This is a genomic window from Streptomyces sp. NPDC048516 (assembly GCF_043199875.1).
Classification (GTDB): Bacteria; Actinomycetota; Actinomycetes; order Streptomycetales; family Streptomycetaceae; genus Streptomyces.
This window is the reverse complement of sequence record NZ_JBICWS010000017.1, coordinates 25,902-42,260: the sequence shown is the minus strand read 5'-3', so window position 1 is coordinate 42,260 and position 16,359 is coordinate 25,902. Positions and strand designations below refer to the sequence as shown.

Annotated in this window: 12 protein-coding genes and 1 riboswitch; of the genes, 2 read left to right on the top strand and 10 right to left on the bottom strand. The window is 71.5% G+C overall.

Annotation, left to right across the window (positions count from 1 at the left end; all coding sequences use genetic code 11):
- The first annotated feature begins 3 nt into the window (after positions 1 to 3).
- A complete protein-coding gene (locus tag ACGFR7_RS28730) occupies positions 4 to 2,565 on the top strand; it encodes an ABC transporter permease (RefSeq protein WP_393324892.1) in 2,562 nt (853 codons plus the stop codon).
- 89 nt (positions 2,566 to 2,654) lie between these two features.
- On the opposite strand, the gene ACGFR7_RS28725 is transcribed toward ACGFR7_RS28730, so the two are convergent.
- From ACGFR7_RS28725 to ACGFR7_RS28680, 10 genes are all read right to left on the bottom strand, one after another.
- The gene (locus ACGFR7_RS28725; protein WP_393324890.1) at positions 2,655 to 3,986 is read right to left on the bottom strand and encodes a class I SAM-dependent methyltransferase; all 1,332 of its coding nucleotides are present in this window, start codon (positions 3,984 to 3,986) and stop codon (positions 2,655 to 2,657) included.
- Positions 3,987 to 4,185: 199 nt separating this feature from the next.
- Entirely contained in the window at positions 4,186 to 5,577 is a 1,392-nt protein-coding gene (locus ACGFR7_RS28720) for an NAD(P)/FAD-dependent oxidoreductase (RefSeq protein WP_393324888.1), read from the bottom strand.
- A 453-nt stretch (positions 5,578 to 6,030) separates the two neighbouring features.
- Positions 6,031 to 6,999 carry an exopolyphosphatase gene (locus tag ACGFR7_RS28715; RefSeq protein WP_393324887.1) on the bottom strand — a complete coding sequence of 323 codons (969 nt, stop codon included), beginning with the start codon at positions 6,997 to 6,999 and terminating at the stop codon, positions 6,031 to 6,033.
- Positions 6,996 to 7,574 (bottom strand): DUF501 domain-containing protein, encoded by a 579-nt coding sequence (locus ACGFR7_RS28710; protein WP_393324885.1) that lies wholly within the window; start codon positions 7,572 to 7,574, stop codon positions 6,996 to 6,998. Before ACGFR7_RS28710 ends, ACGFR7_RS28715 begins: the two co-directional genes overlap by 4 nt.
- 100 nt (positions 7,575 to 7,674) lie before the next feature.
- Positions 7,675 to 8,127 carry a septum formation initiator family protein gene (locus tag ACGFR7_RS28705; RefSeq protein WP_393324883.1) on the bottom strand — a complete coding sequence of 151 codons (453 nt, stop codon included), beginning with the start codon at positions 8,125 to 8,127 and terminating at the stop codon, positions 7,675 to 7,677.
- A gap of 156 nt (positions 8,128 to 8,283) precedes the next feature.
- Positions 8,284 to 9,606, bottom strand: a complete 1,323-nt coding sequence (gene eno, locus ACGFR7_RS28700) for a phosphopyruvate hydratase (RefSeq protein WP_393324881.1) — start codon at positions 9,604 to 9,606, stop codon at positions 8,284 to 8,286.
- 328 nt (positions 9,607 to 9,934) lie between these two features.
- Positions 9,935 to 10,606, bottom strand: coding sequence for a transglycosylase family protein (locus ACGFR7_RS28695; protein ID WP_350251333.1), 672 nt, complete (start codon positions 10,604 to 10,606; stop codon positions 9,935 to 9,937).
- A gap of 7 nt (positions 10,607 to 10,613) precedes the next feature.
- Positions 10,614 to 10,785, bottom strand: a riboswitch (cyclic di-AMP (ydaO/yuaA leader).
- Positions 10,786 to 11,036: 251 nt separating this feature from the next.
- Complete coding sequence (locus tag ACGFR7_RS28690) at positions 11,037 to 12,020, bottom strand: transglycosylase family protein (RefSeq protein WP_393324879.1); 984 nt, start codon at positions 12,018 to 12,020, stop codon at positions 11,037 to 11,039.
- Positions 12,021 to 12,318: 298 nt separating this feature from the next.
- The gene (locus ACGFR7_RS28685) at positions 12,319 to 13,575 is read right to left on the bottom strand and encodes a cytochrome P450 (protein WP_393325029.1); all 1,257 of its coding nucleotides are present in this window, start codon (positions 13,573 to 13,575) and stop codon (positions 12,319 to 12,321) included.
- Between the two features lie 351 nt (positions 13,576 to 13,926).
- A complete protein-coding gene (locus tag ACGFR7_RS28680) occupies positions 13,927 to 14,802 on the bottom strand; it encodes a LysR family transcriptional regulator (protein WP_393324877.1) in 876 nt (291 codons plus the stop codon).
- 155 nt (positions 14,803 to 14,957) lie between these two features.
- Between ACGFR7_RS28680 and ACGFR7_RS28675 the strand changes: the two genes are divergently transcribed.
- The gene (locus ACGFR7_RS28675; RefSeq protein WP_393324875.1) at positions 14,958 to 16,253 is read left to right on the top strand and encodes an MFS transporter; all 1,296 of its coding nucleotides are present in this window, start codon (positions 14,958 to 14,960) and stop codon (positions 16,251 to 16,253) included.
- Positions 16,254 to 16,359 lie beyond the last annotated feature (106 nt).

Here is a 16,359-nt window from a genome sequence, read left to right as displayed (position 1 = left end):
ACCATGTTCCGTACCGCCTTGCGCAACGTGCTTGCGCACAAGGCCCGGCTGCTGATGACCGTCCTCGCCGTGATGCTCGGCGTGGCCTTTGTCTCCGGCACCCTGGTCTTCACCTCGACCATCTCCGACGCCTTCCGCACCAGCTCCCGGAAGAGCTTCGACAACGTCGATGTCGCCGTGATGCCGGCGTCGCCCGACGGGCCCGCCGGCACCACTGCCAAGGACCCCCGCCTGGACGGCAAGGCGCTCGGCGCCCTGGCCCGGCTCCCCGGCGCCGCCTCCGTCACCGGCACCGCCAACGGCTTCACCGGGATCAGCGACAAGGACGGCAAGCTGATCGCGTCCGGCCAGAACAGCCGCGGCAGCAACTACTTCCCCGGCAAGGACGGCAAGGACGCCCGCTATCCGCTGAAGCAGGGCACGGCCCCCACCGGCGCGGACCAGTTCGCGCTGGACGCGGGCACCGCGGCGAAGGGCGGCTACCACGTCGGCGACACCGTCCGGATATCCGCCGACGGACCGGTCCGGCAGCAGAAGCTGACCGGCATCTTCACCACCGACGACGGCCGGGTCGCGGCCGGCGGCTCACTTGCCCTGTTCGACACCGGGACCGCGCAGAAGCTGTTCGGACTGTCCGGCGGATACACCGAGATCGACGTCAAGGCCGCGGCCGGGACGTCCCAGTCCGCACTGCGGCAGGCGATCGACAAGGCGCTGCCCCAAGGCAGCGCCACCACCGCCACCGGCAAGGAACTCGCCGACGCCGAAGCCAAGGCGATCGACGACAACATGCAGGGCATGAGGACCGCGCTGCTGGCCTTCGCCGCCGTCGCGCTCTTCGTCGGCATCTTCCTCATCGCCAACACCTTCACCATGCTGGTCGCCCAGCGCACCAAGGAACTGGCGCTGCTGCGGGCGGTCGGCGCGAGCCGGCGCCAGGTCACCCGCTCGGTGCTGATCGAGGCGTTCCTGGTCGGTGCGATCGCCGGTGTCTCGGGCCTGGCGGCCGGAATCGGCCTCGCCGCACTGCTGCGGGAGGTGCTGAACGGCTTCGTCGCGAAGTTCCCCGAGGGGCCGCTGGTGGTCTCGCCCTCCACGGCCGTCGCCGCCCTGGGCATCGGCACCGTCATCACGGTGCTGGCCGCCTGGCTGCCCGCCCGGCGCGGCGCGAAGGTCCCGCCGGTCGCCGCGATGAACAGCGTGCACGCCGTCGCCACCACCAAGTCGCTGCTGGTCCGCAACACCCTCGGTGCGCTCGTCGCGGGCGCCGGTACGGCCGCGGTGATAGCCGCCACTTCCATGTACGACGGCGACGACACCAGCAAGATGATGCTGGGCGGTGGCGGGATGCTGCTACTGATCGGCGTGTTCATCCTGACGCCGCTGCTGTCCCGTCCACTGATCGCGCTGGCCACCCCCGTCCTGCGTGCCTTCGGCACCTCCGGCCGCCTCGCCCGGCAGAACGCGCTGCGCAATCCGCGCCGTACCGCCACCACCGCCTCCGCGCTGATGATCGGGCTGACCCTGATCACCGGCATGACGGTGATCGCGGGCGGTACGCAGCAGGCCATCGACAAGCTGGCCGTCGATGCGCTGAAGGCCGACTACACCATCTCCATGGAGGGCCACACCCAACTGCCCACCACCTCGGAGAAGAAGGTCCGCGAGGTGGCCGGCGTCACCGCCGTCACCCCGCTGCGCGAGGGCATGGCGGCGATCGGCACCGGCGACGCCGGCCGGCGGCCGACCCCACTGACCGGCGTCGACGGCGCACAGTTCGGCTCGCTCGTCCGGCTCGACATCAGCGAGGGGGCGTCCGGCACCCTGCGCGGCGACCGCGTCCTGGTGGACCGGGACACCGCCACCCGCAACGGCTGGCGGGCCGGCTCGCGGCTCCCCGTGACGTTCCAGGACGGCAAGAAGTCCACGCTGACGGTCGGGGGCGTCTACCGGGGCAACGACATGTTCCGCGGCGTCTACCTGGACAACCGCACCCTGGCTCCGCACCAGAAGGACATCAGCGACAGCCGGCTCCTGGTGAAGATGTCCGGCGGCGCCACCGACGCGCACAAGAACAACCTGGTCAAGGCGCTCGGCAAGAACCCGGCGGTCACCGTCGCGGACAAGAAGGACGTCTCGAACGCCATCGCCTCGATGTTCACCCTGCTGCTGAACATGCTCTACGGCCTGCTGGCCATGGCCGTGATCGTCGCGGTGCTCGGGGTCGTCAACACCCTGGCGATGTCGGTCTTCGAGCGCTCGCAGGAGATCGGCATGCTGCGGGCGATCGGCCTGGACCGGCGCGGCATCAAGCGGATGGTGCGACTGGAGTCGCTGGTCATCTCGCTGTTCGGCGGGGTGCTCGGCATCGGGCTCGGCGTGTTCATGGGCTGGGCCGTCGGTGAGCTGATCGGCGCCCACCTGCCGACCTACGAACTGGTGCTGCCGTGGGCCCGGATGGGCATCTTCCTCGGGCTGGCCGCGCTCGTCGGCGTACTGGCCGCCCTGTGGCCGGCGTTCCGGGCGGCGAGGCTGAACATGCTGGCCGCCATCAAGGCCGAATAGCGCCCCGGCGCCGGCCCCGTTGCCCGCCCGCCCGCTCCTTCACGGCAGCGGGCGGGCGGGTGTCGTTCAGCCGCGGTGGGCGGCGTCGTTCAGCCGCGGTGGGTGTCGGTGCGCCACTCACGCGCCCGCAACGGCATGTGCGAGGCCCCGGGCTCCGGTGTACGGACGGCCAGCACCTGGTTGACTCCTATCCGGTTGCGCTCGAAGGACAGCGCGGACGCGGCCATGTACAGCCGCCACACCCGGGCCCGGCCCACGGAGGTGAGCCGCGCCGCCTCGTCCCAGTGCTCCTCCAGGTTGGTGACCCAGCGCCGCAGCGTCAGGGCGTAGTGCTCCCGGATCGCCTCCACGTCCCGCACCTCGAATCCGGCCTCCTCCAGCTGGCCGACGGTGCGGCCGAGCGGCGCCAGTTCGCCGTCCGGGAACACATAGCGGTCGATGAACTCGTCGACGTGGTACGCCTCCTCGTCCGGGACCGGCCGCCGGGCGATCTGGTGGTTGAGCAGCCGCCCGCCGGGCTTGAGCCGCGCGTACAGGGCGTCGGCGTACTCCGCGTACTGGGTGCGGCCGACGTGCTCGGCCATCCCGACCGAGGAGATCGCGTCGAACGGCTCGTCATGGATCTCGCGGTAGTCCTGCACCCGGATCTCGACGCGGTCGGCCAGCCCGGCTTCGGCGATGCGCTTACGGGCGAAGGTGGCCTGCTCCTCGGAGAGGGTGATGCCGACCGCCCGAACGCCGTACTCGCGGGCCGCGTGCAGCACCATCGAGCCCCAGCCGCAGCCGACGTCCAGCAGCCGCAGGCCGGTTCGGAGACCGAGCTTGCGGCAGATCAGGTCCAGCTTGTCGCGCTGGGCGTCCTCCAGGGTGGCGACGCCGTCCTCGGCGGTCCCCCAGTATGCGCAGGAGTAGACCATGGACGGGCCGAGCACCAGGGCGTAGAAGTCGTTGCCGACGTCGTAGTGGTGGCTGATGGCTTCCTTGTCGCGCCGCAGGGTGTGCAGCGGTCCGCGGCGGCGTCTGACCTCCTCCGCGGGCGGCGCCGGCGGGACGGGGGCGCCGGCCAGGGTCAGCAGTTCCCGGGCGGCGGCGCGGATCTCGGGGCGGGCCAGGGCGCGCAGCGCGGGGGCGCGGTGCGGCGTGGGGGCGTCGCTGCGCTCCCAGATCAGTCCGGCGAGCCGGTCGAGCGCTTCGTAGAGATCGCCCTCGATGTCGAGGTCGCCGGCCACCCAGGCGCGGGCCAGGCCCAGCTCGCCCGGCCTGAACATCATCCGGCGCAGCGCCCGGCGATGGCGGATGACGAGTGTGGGGGCCCCCGGCGGACCCGACTCGCTGCGGTCCCAGGCTCGGATGCGCACCGGGAGCGGAACTCCCAGCACCTCCTCGGCGAGCTTGGTGAGCCGTCCAGCGGCGTCGGCCATGTCGCACACCTCCGTGTTGACGAGTCGGGCAAAGAAGATTCACCCACCACGTAAACGCCAATGGGGCGCCCGGATAGTCCCGTTCACACGCAAGAGAACCGCACACCGGCCGGTTTTCGCCAGAGCGGACACGCCAAAGGGCGCCCGCCCCACGGATGGCGGACGCCCTTCGGGCTGGTCGGAGTACCCGACCGGGGATTCAGGAAGCCTTGGCCTTGGTCTTGTCCCCGGCCTCGGCGGCGGTCGGCGGGGCCGGCGCCGGCTTGGCTGCCTCGTAGAACTCCTCGCGGGGGTTCTCCATGGCGCCGAGCGAGACGACCTCGCGCTTGAGGAACATGGCCAGCGTCCAGTCCGCGAAGACCCGGATCTTGCGGTTGAACGTCGGCATCGCCATGCCGTGGTACGCGCGGTGCATGTACCAGGCGAGACGGCCCTTGAGCTTGATCTTCACCTTGCCCATGACGATCATCGCGACGCCCTTGTGCAGGCCCAGACCGGCGACCGCACCCTTGTTGGCGTGGCTGTACTCCTTCTGCGGGAAGCCCCGCATGCCGGAGAGCACGTTGTCGCCGAGGACCTTGGCCTGCCGCAGCGCGTGCTGCGCGTTCGGCGGGCACCAGGCGTTCTCGTTGCCGTTCTTGCGGCCGACCACGTCCGGAACCTGGGCGTTGTCGCCGGCCGCCCAGATGTAGTCGGTGCCCTGCACCTGGAGGGTGGTGCCGGTGTCGACGTGGCCACGCGGGCCGAGCGGCAGACCGAAGCGGGCCAGCGCCGGGTTCGGCTTGACGCCGGCGGTCCACACGATGGTGTTGGAGTCGACCTCGAGGCCGTTGTTGAGCTTCACGTGGCCGTCGACGCAGGAGTCCATGCCGGTCTTGAGGTAGACCTCGACGCCGCGGCTCTCGAGGTGCTCCTTGCCGTAGGCACCGAGCTTGGGGCCGACCTCGGGGAGGATCTTGTCGGCGACGTCGACCAGCAGGAAGCGCATGTCCTCGCGCTTCACGTTGTTGTAGTACTTGGCGGCGTCGCGGGCCATGTCCTCGACCTCACCGACGGTCTCCGCACCCGCGAAGCCACCGCCCACGAAGACGAAGGTCAGCGCCTTGCGGCGGACGTCCTCGTCGGTCGTGGAGTCGGCCTTGTCCAGCTGCTCCAGCACGTGGTTGCGCAGGCCGATGGCCTCTTCCACGCCCTTCATGCCGATGCCGTTCTCGGCCAGGCCGGGGATCGGGAAGGTACGGGAGACCGCGCCCATCGCGATGACCAGGTAGTCGAAGGGCAGCTCGTACGCCTCGCCGACCAGCGGGGCGATCGTGGCGACCTTGCGGTCCTGATCGATGGTGGTGACCCGGCCGGTGAGAACCTCCGCCTTGGGCAGCACACGTCGTAGCGGCACCACGACATGGCGGGGGGAGATGCTGCCGGCTGCAGCTTCAGGGAGGAAGGGCTGGTACGTCATGTACGAGCGCGGGTCGACGACCGTGACGGTCGCCTCGCCGTACCGCATCTGCTTGAGGATGCGACGTGCCGCGTACAGGCCTACGTACCCACCGCCTACAACGAGGATCCTGGGACGCTCCGTGGTGCTCATGCAATCGAGTATCCACCCCCACATGGGGGGTCGCTCGTGAGCCCCTTCACAAGCAACCGAAAGGCATCTGCTACACTCCGCCGCCTTCGTGACCGACGCCATAGTCCAAACCGGAACCACCGTATGACACGAGGCGTTGGAGACCCCTGTTGATCAGGGATTGTCGTCCGCCGGGCGGGTGAACCACCGCCTCCGCGAGCGCGTCGCCCGCGCACCGGCCGCCGCGCATTTTCCGGGTCGAGAGGCCCTGGAGCCTTCGAATGAGGGTCGGACGATCAGATTGTTCGCCCAACGGGAGGGATTTTCATGTGAAGGATTTCACGAACTTTCTCCGCTGCCCCCTCCGCGGAGCCTTCCCGAGCCCCCCGAAGCGCGCTCAGACGGGCATCACACCCGCTCAAAAGGCTCCTCGGCAGAGGCCGTTGCCGGCCTCTGCCGCTTCTCGCGCACCCCTCAGCCGGCGAGGCTCCAGGCGATGCCGTCGAGGATGTCGTGCTCACTGGCGATGACCTGCTCGGCGCCCGTCCGCTCCATGACCGACAGCAGCACCAGCGCCCCCGCGCCGATCACATCGACCCGGCCCGGGTGGATCACGGGGATGGCGGCACGCTCGGCATGGGTGGAGGACAGCAGGCGCTCGGTGATCTCGCGGACCTCGGCCAGGGAGATCACCGAGTGGTGGATGGCCCCGGAGTCGTACCCCTCCAGGCCCCGCGCGATCGCGGCGATCGTGGTCACGGAGCCGGCCAGGCCCACGAGGGTGGCGGCCTCGTCCAGCGGGACCGTCTCCCCGGCCCGGTCCAGCGCCGCGGCGATATCGGCCTTCATGGCGCTGATCTGCCCCGGGGTCGGCGGGTCGCTGATCTCACCGCCGTGCACCAGATGCCGTTCGGTCATCCGGACGCAGCCGACGTCGACCGAGCGGGCGGCCCGGACGGAGTCGGCACCGAGCACGAACTCGGTCGAGCCGCCGCCGATGTCGACCATCAGGAAGGGACGCGCCAGATCCGCGCGGCCGGTGAGCTCCTTGGTGGCGCCGATGAAGGAGAACTCCGCCTCCTGGTCGCCGGTGATCACCTCGGGCTCCACGCCCAGGATGTCCCGCACACCGCGGACGAAGTCCTCGCGGTTCTCCGCGTCCCGGGAGGCGGAGGTCGCCACGAAGCGGACCTGCTCGGCGCCCAGGCCCTTGATCACCGCGGCGTACTCGCGGCAGACCGCGAAGGTGCGCTCCAGCGCCTCGGGCGCCAGCCGCCCGGTGCGGTCCACGTCCTGTCCCAGCCGGACGATCTCCATCCGGCGTTCGAGGTCCTTGAGCTCTCCCGCCGCCCCGGGCCCGGAGGTGTCCTCGGGCACGGTGACGTCCGCGACCAGCAGCCGGAGGGAGTTCGTACCGCAGTCGATGGCGGCGACCCGCTTCATTTGGCATCTCCTTCGGCAGCGTCCTGGGCTCCGGGGGCGTCCTGGCCGCCGGAGGTGTCCTGGCAGGGGGTCACGCACGGCCCCTTCTTCCACCACTCCGGCAGCATCGCCAGAGCCTCGTCGCCGAGCGGGTTGACGCCCGGCCCGGCGGCCAGCGAATGGCCGACGAGGACATGCAGGCACTTGACCCGGTCCGGCATACCGCCCGCGCTCGGGAAGCCCTGCAGCACCTCGATGGCGTCCCGCCGCCGGATGTAGTCCTCGTGGGCGGCCCGGTAGGCGGCAGCCAGCTCAGGGTCGGTCGCCAGCCGCTCGGTCATCTCCTTCATCACGCCGTTGGCCTCCAGCGTGCCGATCGCGGAGGCCGCGCGCGGGCAGGTGAGGTAGTAGAGCGTGGGGAAGGGCGTGCCGTCCTCCAGGCGCGGCGCCGTCTCGACGACATCCGGCTGCCCGCAGGGGCAGCGGTGCGCGATGGCGCGCAGGCCGCGCGGCGGGCGGCCGAGCTGTTCCCGGAAGGCGGCGATGTCCGCGTCGGTGGGCTCGGTGGGCTCGGTCTGGGGCGGGGGGGTGTCCATGTGCGCTTTCGGTGAGGTGAGTGGTGAGGTGGCGGCGGGGCGGGCCGTCCGGCCCCGACACTACGGGCCGGCGCCCGGCGGCGGTACGGGCAGCCGGGGGCTACCGCTTGTCGGCCGCGTCGACGGTGTCCCACAGATTCTCGTACCAGGGGCGCTGCGCCGCTTGCGGCCCCTTGGGGGCGGAGCCGGCGGCGGAGCCGTCCTGGACGATATAGCCGGTCTCGCCCGGCAGGAGGTAGTGCAGATGCCGCCGGGCCTGCTGGCGTACGAAGTCGGGGTCCTGCCAGCGGGCCTTCTGCTCGCGCAGCCGGTCGAGGGCGGCGCCCGCTTCCTGGGCCTTGCGACGCTGGTCGGCGATGTCGGAGCGCTGGGAGACGTACTGCCTTATCGGGTACGCCAGGGCGACCACCAGGGAGCACATCACCAGCGCCAGCAGGGCGGCGCGGCCGGTGAGGCGGTTGCGTCGGGGCGGGCGGGCGCGGTAGACGCGGGCGGCGGCCTGCTCGCCGAGCGCCTTGAGTCGGGTCGCGGTCGAGAACCGGTCCGCGGGCACGTCGCCTCCCCTTCACTGACGGACGCCTGACTGCTTCAAGCAGCTACGTCCCCGGCAACGGTACGGGACCGTCGCCGGGGACGTACGGGGTGCCGGGCGGTTGCCTCGCCCGATCGGCCCTCTGCCCCGGTCGGGCGGGCAGCGAGCCGTCTGCGGTCAGCTGCCGTGGCGGAACCGCGGGAAGGCGGAGCGGCCGGCGTAGACCGCGGCGTCGTCGAGGATCTCCTCGATGCGCAGCAGCTGGTTGTACTTGGCGACGCGCTCGGAGCGGGCCGGGGCGCCGGTCTTGATCTGGCCGCAGTTGGTGGCGACGGCGAGGTCGGCGATGGTGACGTCCTCGGTCTCACCGGAGCGGTGCGACATCATGCACTTGAAGCCGTTGCGCTGGGCCAGCTCGACGGCGTCCAGGGTCTCGGTCAGCGAGCCGATCTGGTTGACCTTCACCAGCAGCGCGTTGGCGGAGCCCTCCTCGATGCCGCGGGCCAGGCGCTCGGGGTTGGTGACGAACAGGTCGTCGCCGACGAGCTGGACCTTGGCACCGAGCTTGTCGGTGATGACCTTCCAGCCGGCCCAGTCGTCCTCGAACAGCGGGTCCTCGATGGAGACGAGCGGGTAGGCGTCCACCAGCTCCTCGTAGTACTCGGTCATCTCGGCGGCCGAGCGGTCCTTGCCCTCGAACTGGTACTTGCCGTCCTTGTAGAACTCGGAGGCGGCGACGTCCAGCGCGAGCGCGATGTCCTGGCCGGGGGCGTAACCGGCCTGCTTGACGGCCTCCAGGATGAGGTCCAGGGCCTCGCGGTTGGAGCCCAGGTTCGGGGCGAAGCCGCCCTCGTCACCGAGGCCGGTGGACAGCCCGCGCTCCTTCAGGACCTTCTTGAGGGTGTGGTAGACCTCGGCGCCCCAGCGCAGCGCCTCGGAGAAGGACTCCGCGCCGATCGGGGCGATCATGAACTCCTGGATGTCCACGTTGGAGTCGGCGTGCGAGCCGCCGTTCAGGATGTTCATCATCGGGACGGGCAGGACGTGCGCGTTCGGGCCGCCGAGGTAGCGGAACAGCGGGAGGTCGCTGGCCTCGGAGGCGGCGTGCGCGACGGCGAGGGAGACGCCGAGGATGGCGTTGGCGCCGAGCGAGCCCTTGTTGTCGGTGGCGTCCAGGTCGAACATGGCCTGGTCGATCAGCCGCTGCTCGGTGGCGTCGTAGCCGACGAGCTCCGGGCCGATCTGCTCGATGACGGCCAGGACGGCCTTCTCCACGCCCTTGCCCAGGTAGCGGTTCGGGTCGCCGTCACGAAGCTCGATGGCCTCGAAGGCGCCGGTGGAGGCGCCGGACGGCACGGCGGCACGGCCGGTGCTGCCGTCGTCGAGGCCGACCTCGACCTCGACCGTGGGATTACCTCGCGAGTCGAGAATTTCGCGGGCTACGACGACGTCGATCGACGGCACGTTGTCTCCTTCGTGGGTGTCTGGCGTTCTGCGCATGAGCCTAACGGCCCCGGGTGCGTCAGCCTGCCCTTGGCCCGCTCCGTGGGACGGAACGACCCGGAAAACTTCCCAAAGGCCCAGTTCGCTGGACATTTGAGGGCATTGTTCGCTGAACGGGAAAAACCTGGAACGGCGCCGGTCACCGGCGTGCGGCCACCTCGGCTGCGGCGGCCCGGTCACGGCGCCGGATGAGAGAAGCCCCGCCGCGGCGCGCTGGAGCAAGCGCGCGCCGGGCGGGGCTGTCACACCGGAAGCTGTCTCACAGCGGTCTCACACAGGAAGGGGGCCCGCCGCTCGAGCCCACCTGGTCCCGGTGAGAGGAGACTCAGACGTTGAGCTTCTGACCCGGGAAGATCAGGTTCGGGTTGCCGCCGATGACCGACTTGTTGGCCTTGTAGACGGACTTCCAGTCGCTGCCGTGCGCCTTGGCGATCTTGGCGAGGGTGTCGCCCGCCTTGACGGTGTAGTTGCCGTGGCCCATGGACTTGCGCTCGGTCGAGCGCGAGGCGTGCTGCTCGGGAGCGGCCGGGGCCTTCTTCGTCTCGGCCTTGGCGGAGCCCTGGTCCTGCTGGGGCGCGGACTTGGTCTGCGCGGAGCCGGAGGTGTCGACGTCGGCCGCGGGGCCGCCGGAGGTCAGGTTGCCGGCGCCGGCGCAGGACCAGGCGCCCGGGCCCTGGATGGCGAGGAGCTTCTCGGCGGCGGCGATCTGCTGGGACTTGCTGGCCAGGTCGGCGCGCGCGGCGTACTTGGTGCCACCGGCCGCGGCCCAGCTGGAGTTGGAGAACTGCAGGCCACCGTAGTAGCCGTTACCGGTGTTGATCGACCAGTTGCCGCCGGACTCGCACTGGGCGACCTTGTCCCAGGTGGAGACGGAGGCGGCGGAGGCGGAGGTGGCACCCATCAGCGGGACGGCCACGGCAGCTCCGGCGATGCCGGCGAGGGTGGCGACGCGGACGGCCTTGGACGGACGACGGTGCTTGCCCTTGATGATCAGCATGGTTGGTTCGTTTCCTCACCGACGCCTACGAGGTGAGCTGTCGGGTTCGGGCTGTGAGAATCGCCCGGCCGTGTGCGCGTGGCGCACGTGGCTTCACCCCAAGCCGGTTGACCCGCTTTCACGGGCGGGGCCGGCACTTACCTTGGTTCCCCCGCTCCTGCCTTCGGCGCTTGCGCGTCAAGTGCCTCCGATCACCGGCAGGACTCGGCGTGTGATCAAAGGGCCCGCTTTGGCGAGCGGTCCTGACGTTAAGCAGTAATGGGCTTGGGGTTCAAACCCCACCATCTGAACCAAGTTGACCGCTTTTGATCACGAGTGGGTCACATACTCGCAGGTGAACCCCGGTTTGCCGAGGCGGCACACACCGGGGTTCGCCTGAGTCAACGAGACCCTTGTCTCACTTTCCCAAAAGCGGTCGAACGGCGGCGAATTACCCCGCGGAGTGCCCGAGATCGAGCAGTTGGCCCGGCTTGATCAGGTCCGCGTCGGAGCCGATGACGTCCTCGTTGCGGTCGTAGAGGGCGGTCCAGCCGCCGGACAGCCGGTGGGCCGAGGCGATGGCTGACAGCGTGTCACCGGGGCGCACGGTGTAGTCGCCGTCGGCCGCCGGGCCGGTGCGCTCGGCGTCACCACGCGAGGCGTGCCGGCCGCCGGAGGACCTGCCGCCGCCGTCGGCACCCTCGTCGCCCGTGCCGCCGCGGTGCTTGCCCTTCGCGGGCGTCTCCCGCGGCGTGCCGGTGGTGTCCGTACGGCTGCCGCCGTCGGACGGGCCGCCGGAGGGCTCGTCGGAGGGTTCGCCGGACCGCGACGGGTCGTCGGACGGGTCGGCTGACGGGTCGGCGGACCGCGACGGGTCGTCGGCCCGGTCGCCCGGCGTCGCCGGGTCGGAGGCCCCGTCGCCGGGCTCGTGCGTCCCGGCTGAGTCCGAGGCGTCGGGCGACGGCGTCGGATCGGACGACTCGTCGCCGGGCCGGTCGTGCGTCCCGGTGGAGTCCGAGGCGTCAGGGGTGCCGGACGAGTCCCAGGGGTCCGGGGAGCCGCCGTCGTCCGACGGGTCGGGCGAGGGAGTGGCGGTGCTGCCCGGGTCGACCTCCGGCGCCTGGCCGTCCTTGGTCAGACCGGCGCTCACCGCACAGCTCGACCAGACGTCCGGGCCGCGGTGGTCGAGGATCGACTCGGCCACCGCGATCTGCTGGGAGCGGCTGGCGAGGTCGGGGCGCGAGGCGTAGGACGAGCCGCCGTAGCTGTCCCACAGCTCCTGGGTGAGCTGCAGCCCGCCGTAGTAGCTGTTGCCCGAAGCCGCGCTCCAGACGCCGCCGGTCTCACACTGGGCGACCTTGTCCCAGGTCGCGGTGTCGGCGGCGTGAGCGCCACTCGCGGCGAGCAGTGGCAGGGCGAAACCGGCGCCGGTCACTCCCGCCGTGACAAAGATGGCCGGTGCCTGGCGGGGTCGACGGTGTCGGCCGTTCCCGGAACGCATGCGGATGCCTTTCGCGCGGCGGTTGAGTTGTACGACGAGCTCTGCGAGCTGCTCGACGGGTTACCAGCCCGGCCGACGCGCACGAGGCGCACCGTTACACCGGTCCCCCACATCACCGCTTCGGCCGATCGGGCCAAGCCCGTCGATCGTCGGTGGAAAGGTAGCCGGGGTCACGGGTAGTCACAAGTCGGTGTAGTGCAGATCACGCGAAGGTCACGCGCCTGACTCTCTGTCACTTTTGACCTTGTTGCTGGTCAGGGCGTTCGGGCGGGAACTCCACCGGCAGCGACCGCAGTCCGCGCATGATGAGCCCGCCACGCCAGCGCAAGGCGTCCGGCTCCACGGCGAGCCGGAGGTCCGGGAGCCGGGTCAGCAGCGTCGCCAGAGCGGCCTGTCCTTCGAGCCGGGCGAGCGGCGCACCCAGGCAGTAGTGGATGCCGTGCCCGTACCCCAGGTGCTGGTTGTCACGACGGGTCAGATCCAGGACATCCGGCTCGGCGAAGCGCGCCGGATCGCGGTCGGCGGCGGCCAGCACCACCAGGACCGGGTCGCCCTTCGCGATCCGCTGCCCGCCCAGGGTCAGCTCCTGCGTCGCGAACCGCCAGGTCGCCAGCTCCACGGGGCCGTCGTAACGGAGCAGTTCCTCGATGCCGGTGGTGAGCAGATCGGTGTCGCCCGCCGTGATCGACTTCTGCAGCAGCTCGCGCTGGGCCGGGTGGCGCAGCAGGGCGTAGATGCCGTTACCGATCAAGTTCACGGTCGTCTCAAAACCGGCGAACAGCAAGATGAAGGCCATCGCGGCGGCCTCGTTCTCGGTGAGGTGCTCACCGTGGTCCGAGGCGCGGATCAGGCCGGAGATCAGATCCTCGTCCGCCTCCGCGGTGTCCCCCAGCGACTCGCGCTTACGGTGGATCAGCTCGGCGAGATAGCCGCGCATCTTCTTCACGGACCGGGCGACACCGCCGCGCGGCCCCCCGCCGTGCCGGATCATCATGCCCGCCCAGTCGCGGAAGTCGTCCTGGTCCTCGCGCGGCACCCCCAGCAGATCGCAGATCGCGTAGATGGGGAGCGGGAAGGCGAACTCATGGATGAGGTCGGCCTCGCCCTTCGCCGCGAACTGGTCGATGAGGTGGTCGGTCAGCTCCTGGACGCGCGGGGCGAAGGCGGCCACCCGGCGCGGGGTGAAGGCCTTCGAGACCAGCCGGCGCAGCCGGGTGTGGTCCGGTGGGTCGATGTTGAGCAGATGCGTCATCAGGTTGGCGCTGCGCTCACCGGGGATGCCGACCTTGCCCTTGCCGTGCGCGGCCTCGCTGTGGTGCACCGGGTTCTTCGACAGCCGGCCGTCGGCGAGCGCCTGCCGCGCCTCGGTGTAACGGGTCACCAGCCAGGCCTCGACGCCGCTGGGCAGCTCGGTCCGGTGCACCGGCGCATGCTCCCGCAGCCAGGCGTACGCGGGGTAGGGGTCGGCGGCGAACTCCCAGGTGAACAGCTCGGGGGCGGGCGCGGCGGGGCAGCCCGCGGGGGCGTCGGCGGCAGGGGATGGACGGCCCGCGGGGGCGTCGGAGGCGGGGCAGCCGGCGGAGGCGGGGACGTCCGGGCCAGGGCGGTCCGCGGAGTCGTCGGGGGCGGGGTGGCCCACGACGGCATCGGGGGCGGGGTGGCCCGCGGCGGCGTCCGCATCGGGGTGGACCGCGGAGGCGTCGGCATCGGGGTGGACCGCGGAGGCGTCGGCATCGGGGGCGTCGGGCTTGTCGTGCACCTTCCGACCGTAACCGTTGGGCACACCGTGGTGCGCCCGCGCGCTGTCCGGCGCCCGCCGCACCCCCTCGCACCCCCAGCGCTACGCCGGATCCACCCCCAGCCCCGTCAGGAACGCCACGGCCGCCGGCGAGGGGCCGAGACCGCTCCACACCACCCGCTCGGTGCGCTCGGGCGCCGGCCGCACCCGCACGATGTGCAGCCCACCCAGCTCGGAAGCGATGGCCTCCGGCACCATCCCGACACCCAGGCCCGCCCGCACCAGCTTCGCCAGGAACTCGACGGTGGTCACCTCGAACGCCACCTCCGACGTCAGCCCCGCCGCACGGAACGCCTCATCGCGCTGCCTGCGGGCCGCGGACCCCGCCGTGAAGTCGACGAACGTCTCCCGCGCCATCCGCGACAGCGTGGTCCACTCCCGCTCCGCCAGCGGATGCCCCGGCGGCACCACGGCGACCAGTTCACCGCGCGCCAGCTCCTTCTCCCGTACGCCGACGGTGCGGGCGCCGGGCACCAGCCCGACGAAGGCGACGTCCAGGGCGCCCTGCCGCACCTGTTCGAGGAGCCGGTCACTCATCTCCATCTGCAGACTGATCCGCACCCCGGGACAGCGCGTCCGGAAAGCGCCCAGCTCACGGGCCAGATCCACGGCCGCGACGGTGGAGATCGCACCGACGGCCAGCCGCCCGCGCACCTCCCCGGTCGCCGCCGCCACCTCGGCGCGGGCCCGTTCGGCGGCCTCCAGCGCCTGCCGCGCCACCGGAACGAAGGCCTCACCGGCGGTCGTCAGCCGGACCCTGCGGCTGGTCCGGTCGAAGAGCCGGGCCCCGAGCTCCTTCTCCAGCCGGGCGATCTGATGACTGAGCGCGGACTGCACCACATGGCAGCGCTCGGCGGCCCGGGTGAACCCACCGGCCTCGGCCACCGCGACCACATAGCGCATCTGCTGGAGCTCCATGCCACCGATCCTAGGAGCAGCCATCTCCTTTCACGATGGATGAGATGACAACAATGTGTTGGACTCATCGATGGCCCGGGCCCAGGCTGGGAGACGCCCGCCGCCACGGTGGCCGTGGGCACCGCACGGGAGGGCATCTGATGGAGACCGAGCGCATGACCGGGCGCATACCGGAGGCGGCCGCCGGGGGCCCGGCGGACCCGCGGCCGGGCCTGGGGCGCGGCACGCTGCTGCTGATGGCGGTCGCCACCGGACTGTCCGTCGCGGGCAACTACTTCGCCCAGCCGCTGCTGGACGTCATCGGCCGCGATCTGCACTTGTCCGCGTCCACCTCCGCGCTGGTCGTCACCGTCGCCCAGGTCGGCTACGGCCTCGGCCTGCTGCTGCTCGTCCCGCTCGGCGATCTGCTGGAGCGGCGCCGGCTCGCCGTCACCCTGACCACGGCGACCGCGGCCTTCCTCACCGTCACCGCGAGCGCGCCGAACGCCGCCCTCCTGCTGACCGGCACCGCACTGACCGGACTGGCCTCGGTCGCCGCCCAGGTCGTGGTGCCCTACGCGGCGACCCTCGCGGCGCCCGCCGAACGCGGCCGGACCGTCGGCACCGTCATGACCGGGCTGCTGCTGGGCATCCTGCTGGCCCGTACGGCGGCCGGTCTCCTCGCCGAGCTGGGCGGCTGGCGCACCGTGTATTGGGTCAACGCGGCGCTGATGCTGCTGATGGCGGTGCTGCTGCGGCTCCGGCTGCCCGCACTGCGCACCCCCGCCGGGCTGCGCTATCCGGCGCTGCTGCGCTCCACGCTGGCGCTGTTCGCCCAGGAGCCGGTGCTGCGGTGGCGCGGTGCGCTGGGCGCCCTGACCTTCGCGGGCTTCAGCGTGCTGTGGACCGCGCTGGCGTTCTTGATGTCCGGCCCGGCCTACGGCTGGCAGGAGTCGGCCATCGGTCTGCTGGGGCTGGTGGGCGCGGCCGGTTCGCTGTCCGCCTCGGTGGCCGGACGGCTGGCGGACCGCGGTCTGGCGCACCGTGTCACCGGCGCCGCGGCCTTCCTGCTCCTGGGGTCCTGGGGCCTGCTCGCGGCCGGCGGGGCGGGCGGAGCCTGGTCGCTGGCGGCGCTGCTGGCCGGGGTGATCGTGCTGGACCTGTCCGCGCAGGCGGTGCACATCAGCAACCAGAACCTGGTCTACGCGGTACGCCCCGAGGCCCGCAACCGCCTCAACTCGGCCTATATGACCAGCTACTTCGTGGGCGGGGCGGTCGGTTCGGCGCTGACGTCGGTGGTGTGGGGCGTCGGCGGCTGGGGCGGGGTGTGCGCGCTGGGCGCCGCACTGGCGGTGACGGTCGCGGCGCTCTGGCTCGCCGACCGGCTACGGCACCGTCGCAGGACGGCGAGCTGCTCCGCGGAGCGGGAAGCGTCGGCCACCGGCGAAACGGCAGCTCCGCTCACGTCATGACGGGGGCGGCGGCTCGGGTCACGTCGTGACAGGGCGGCGCCCCCGGCCTGAGACGACTCCGGACTCGGACAGTCTCCGGCCTCGGACGGCCCTGGTCTTCGACGGC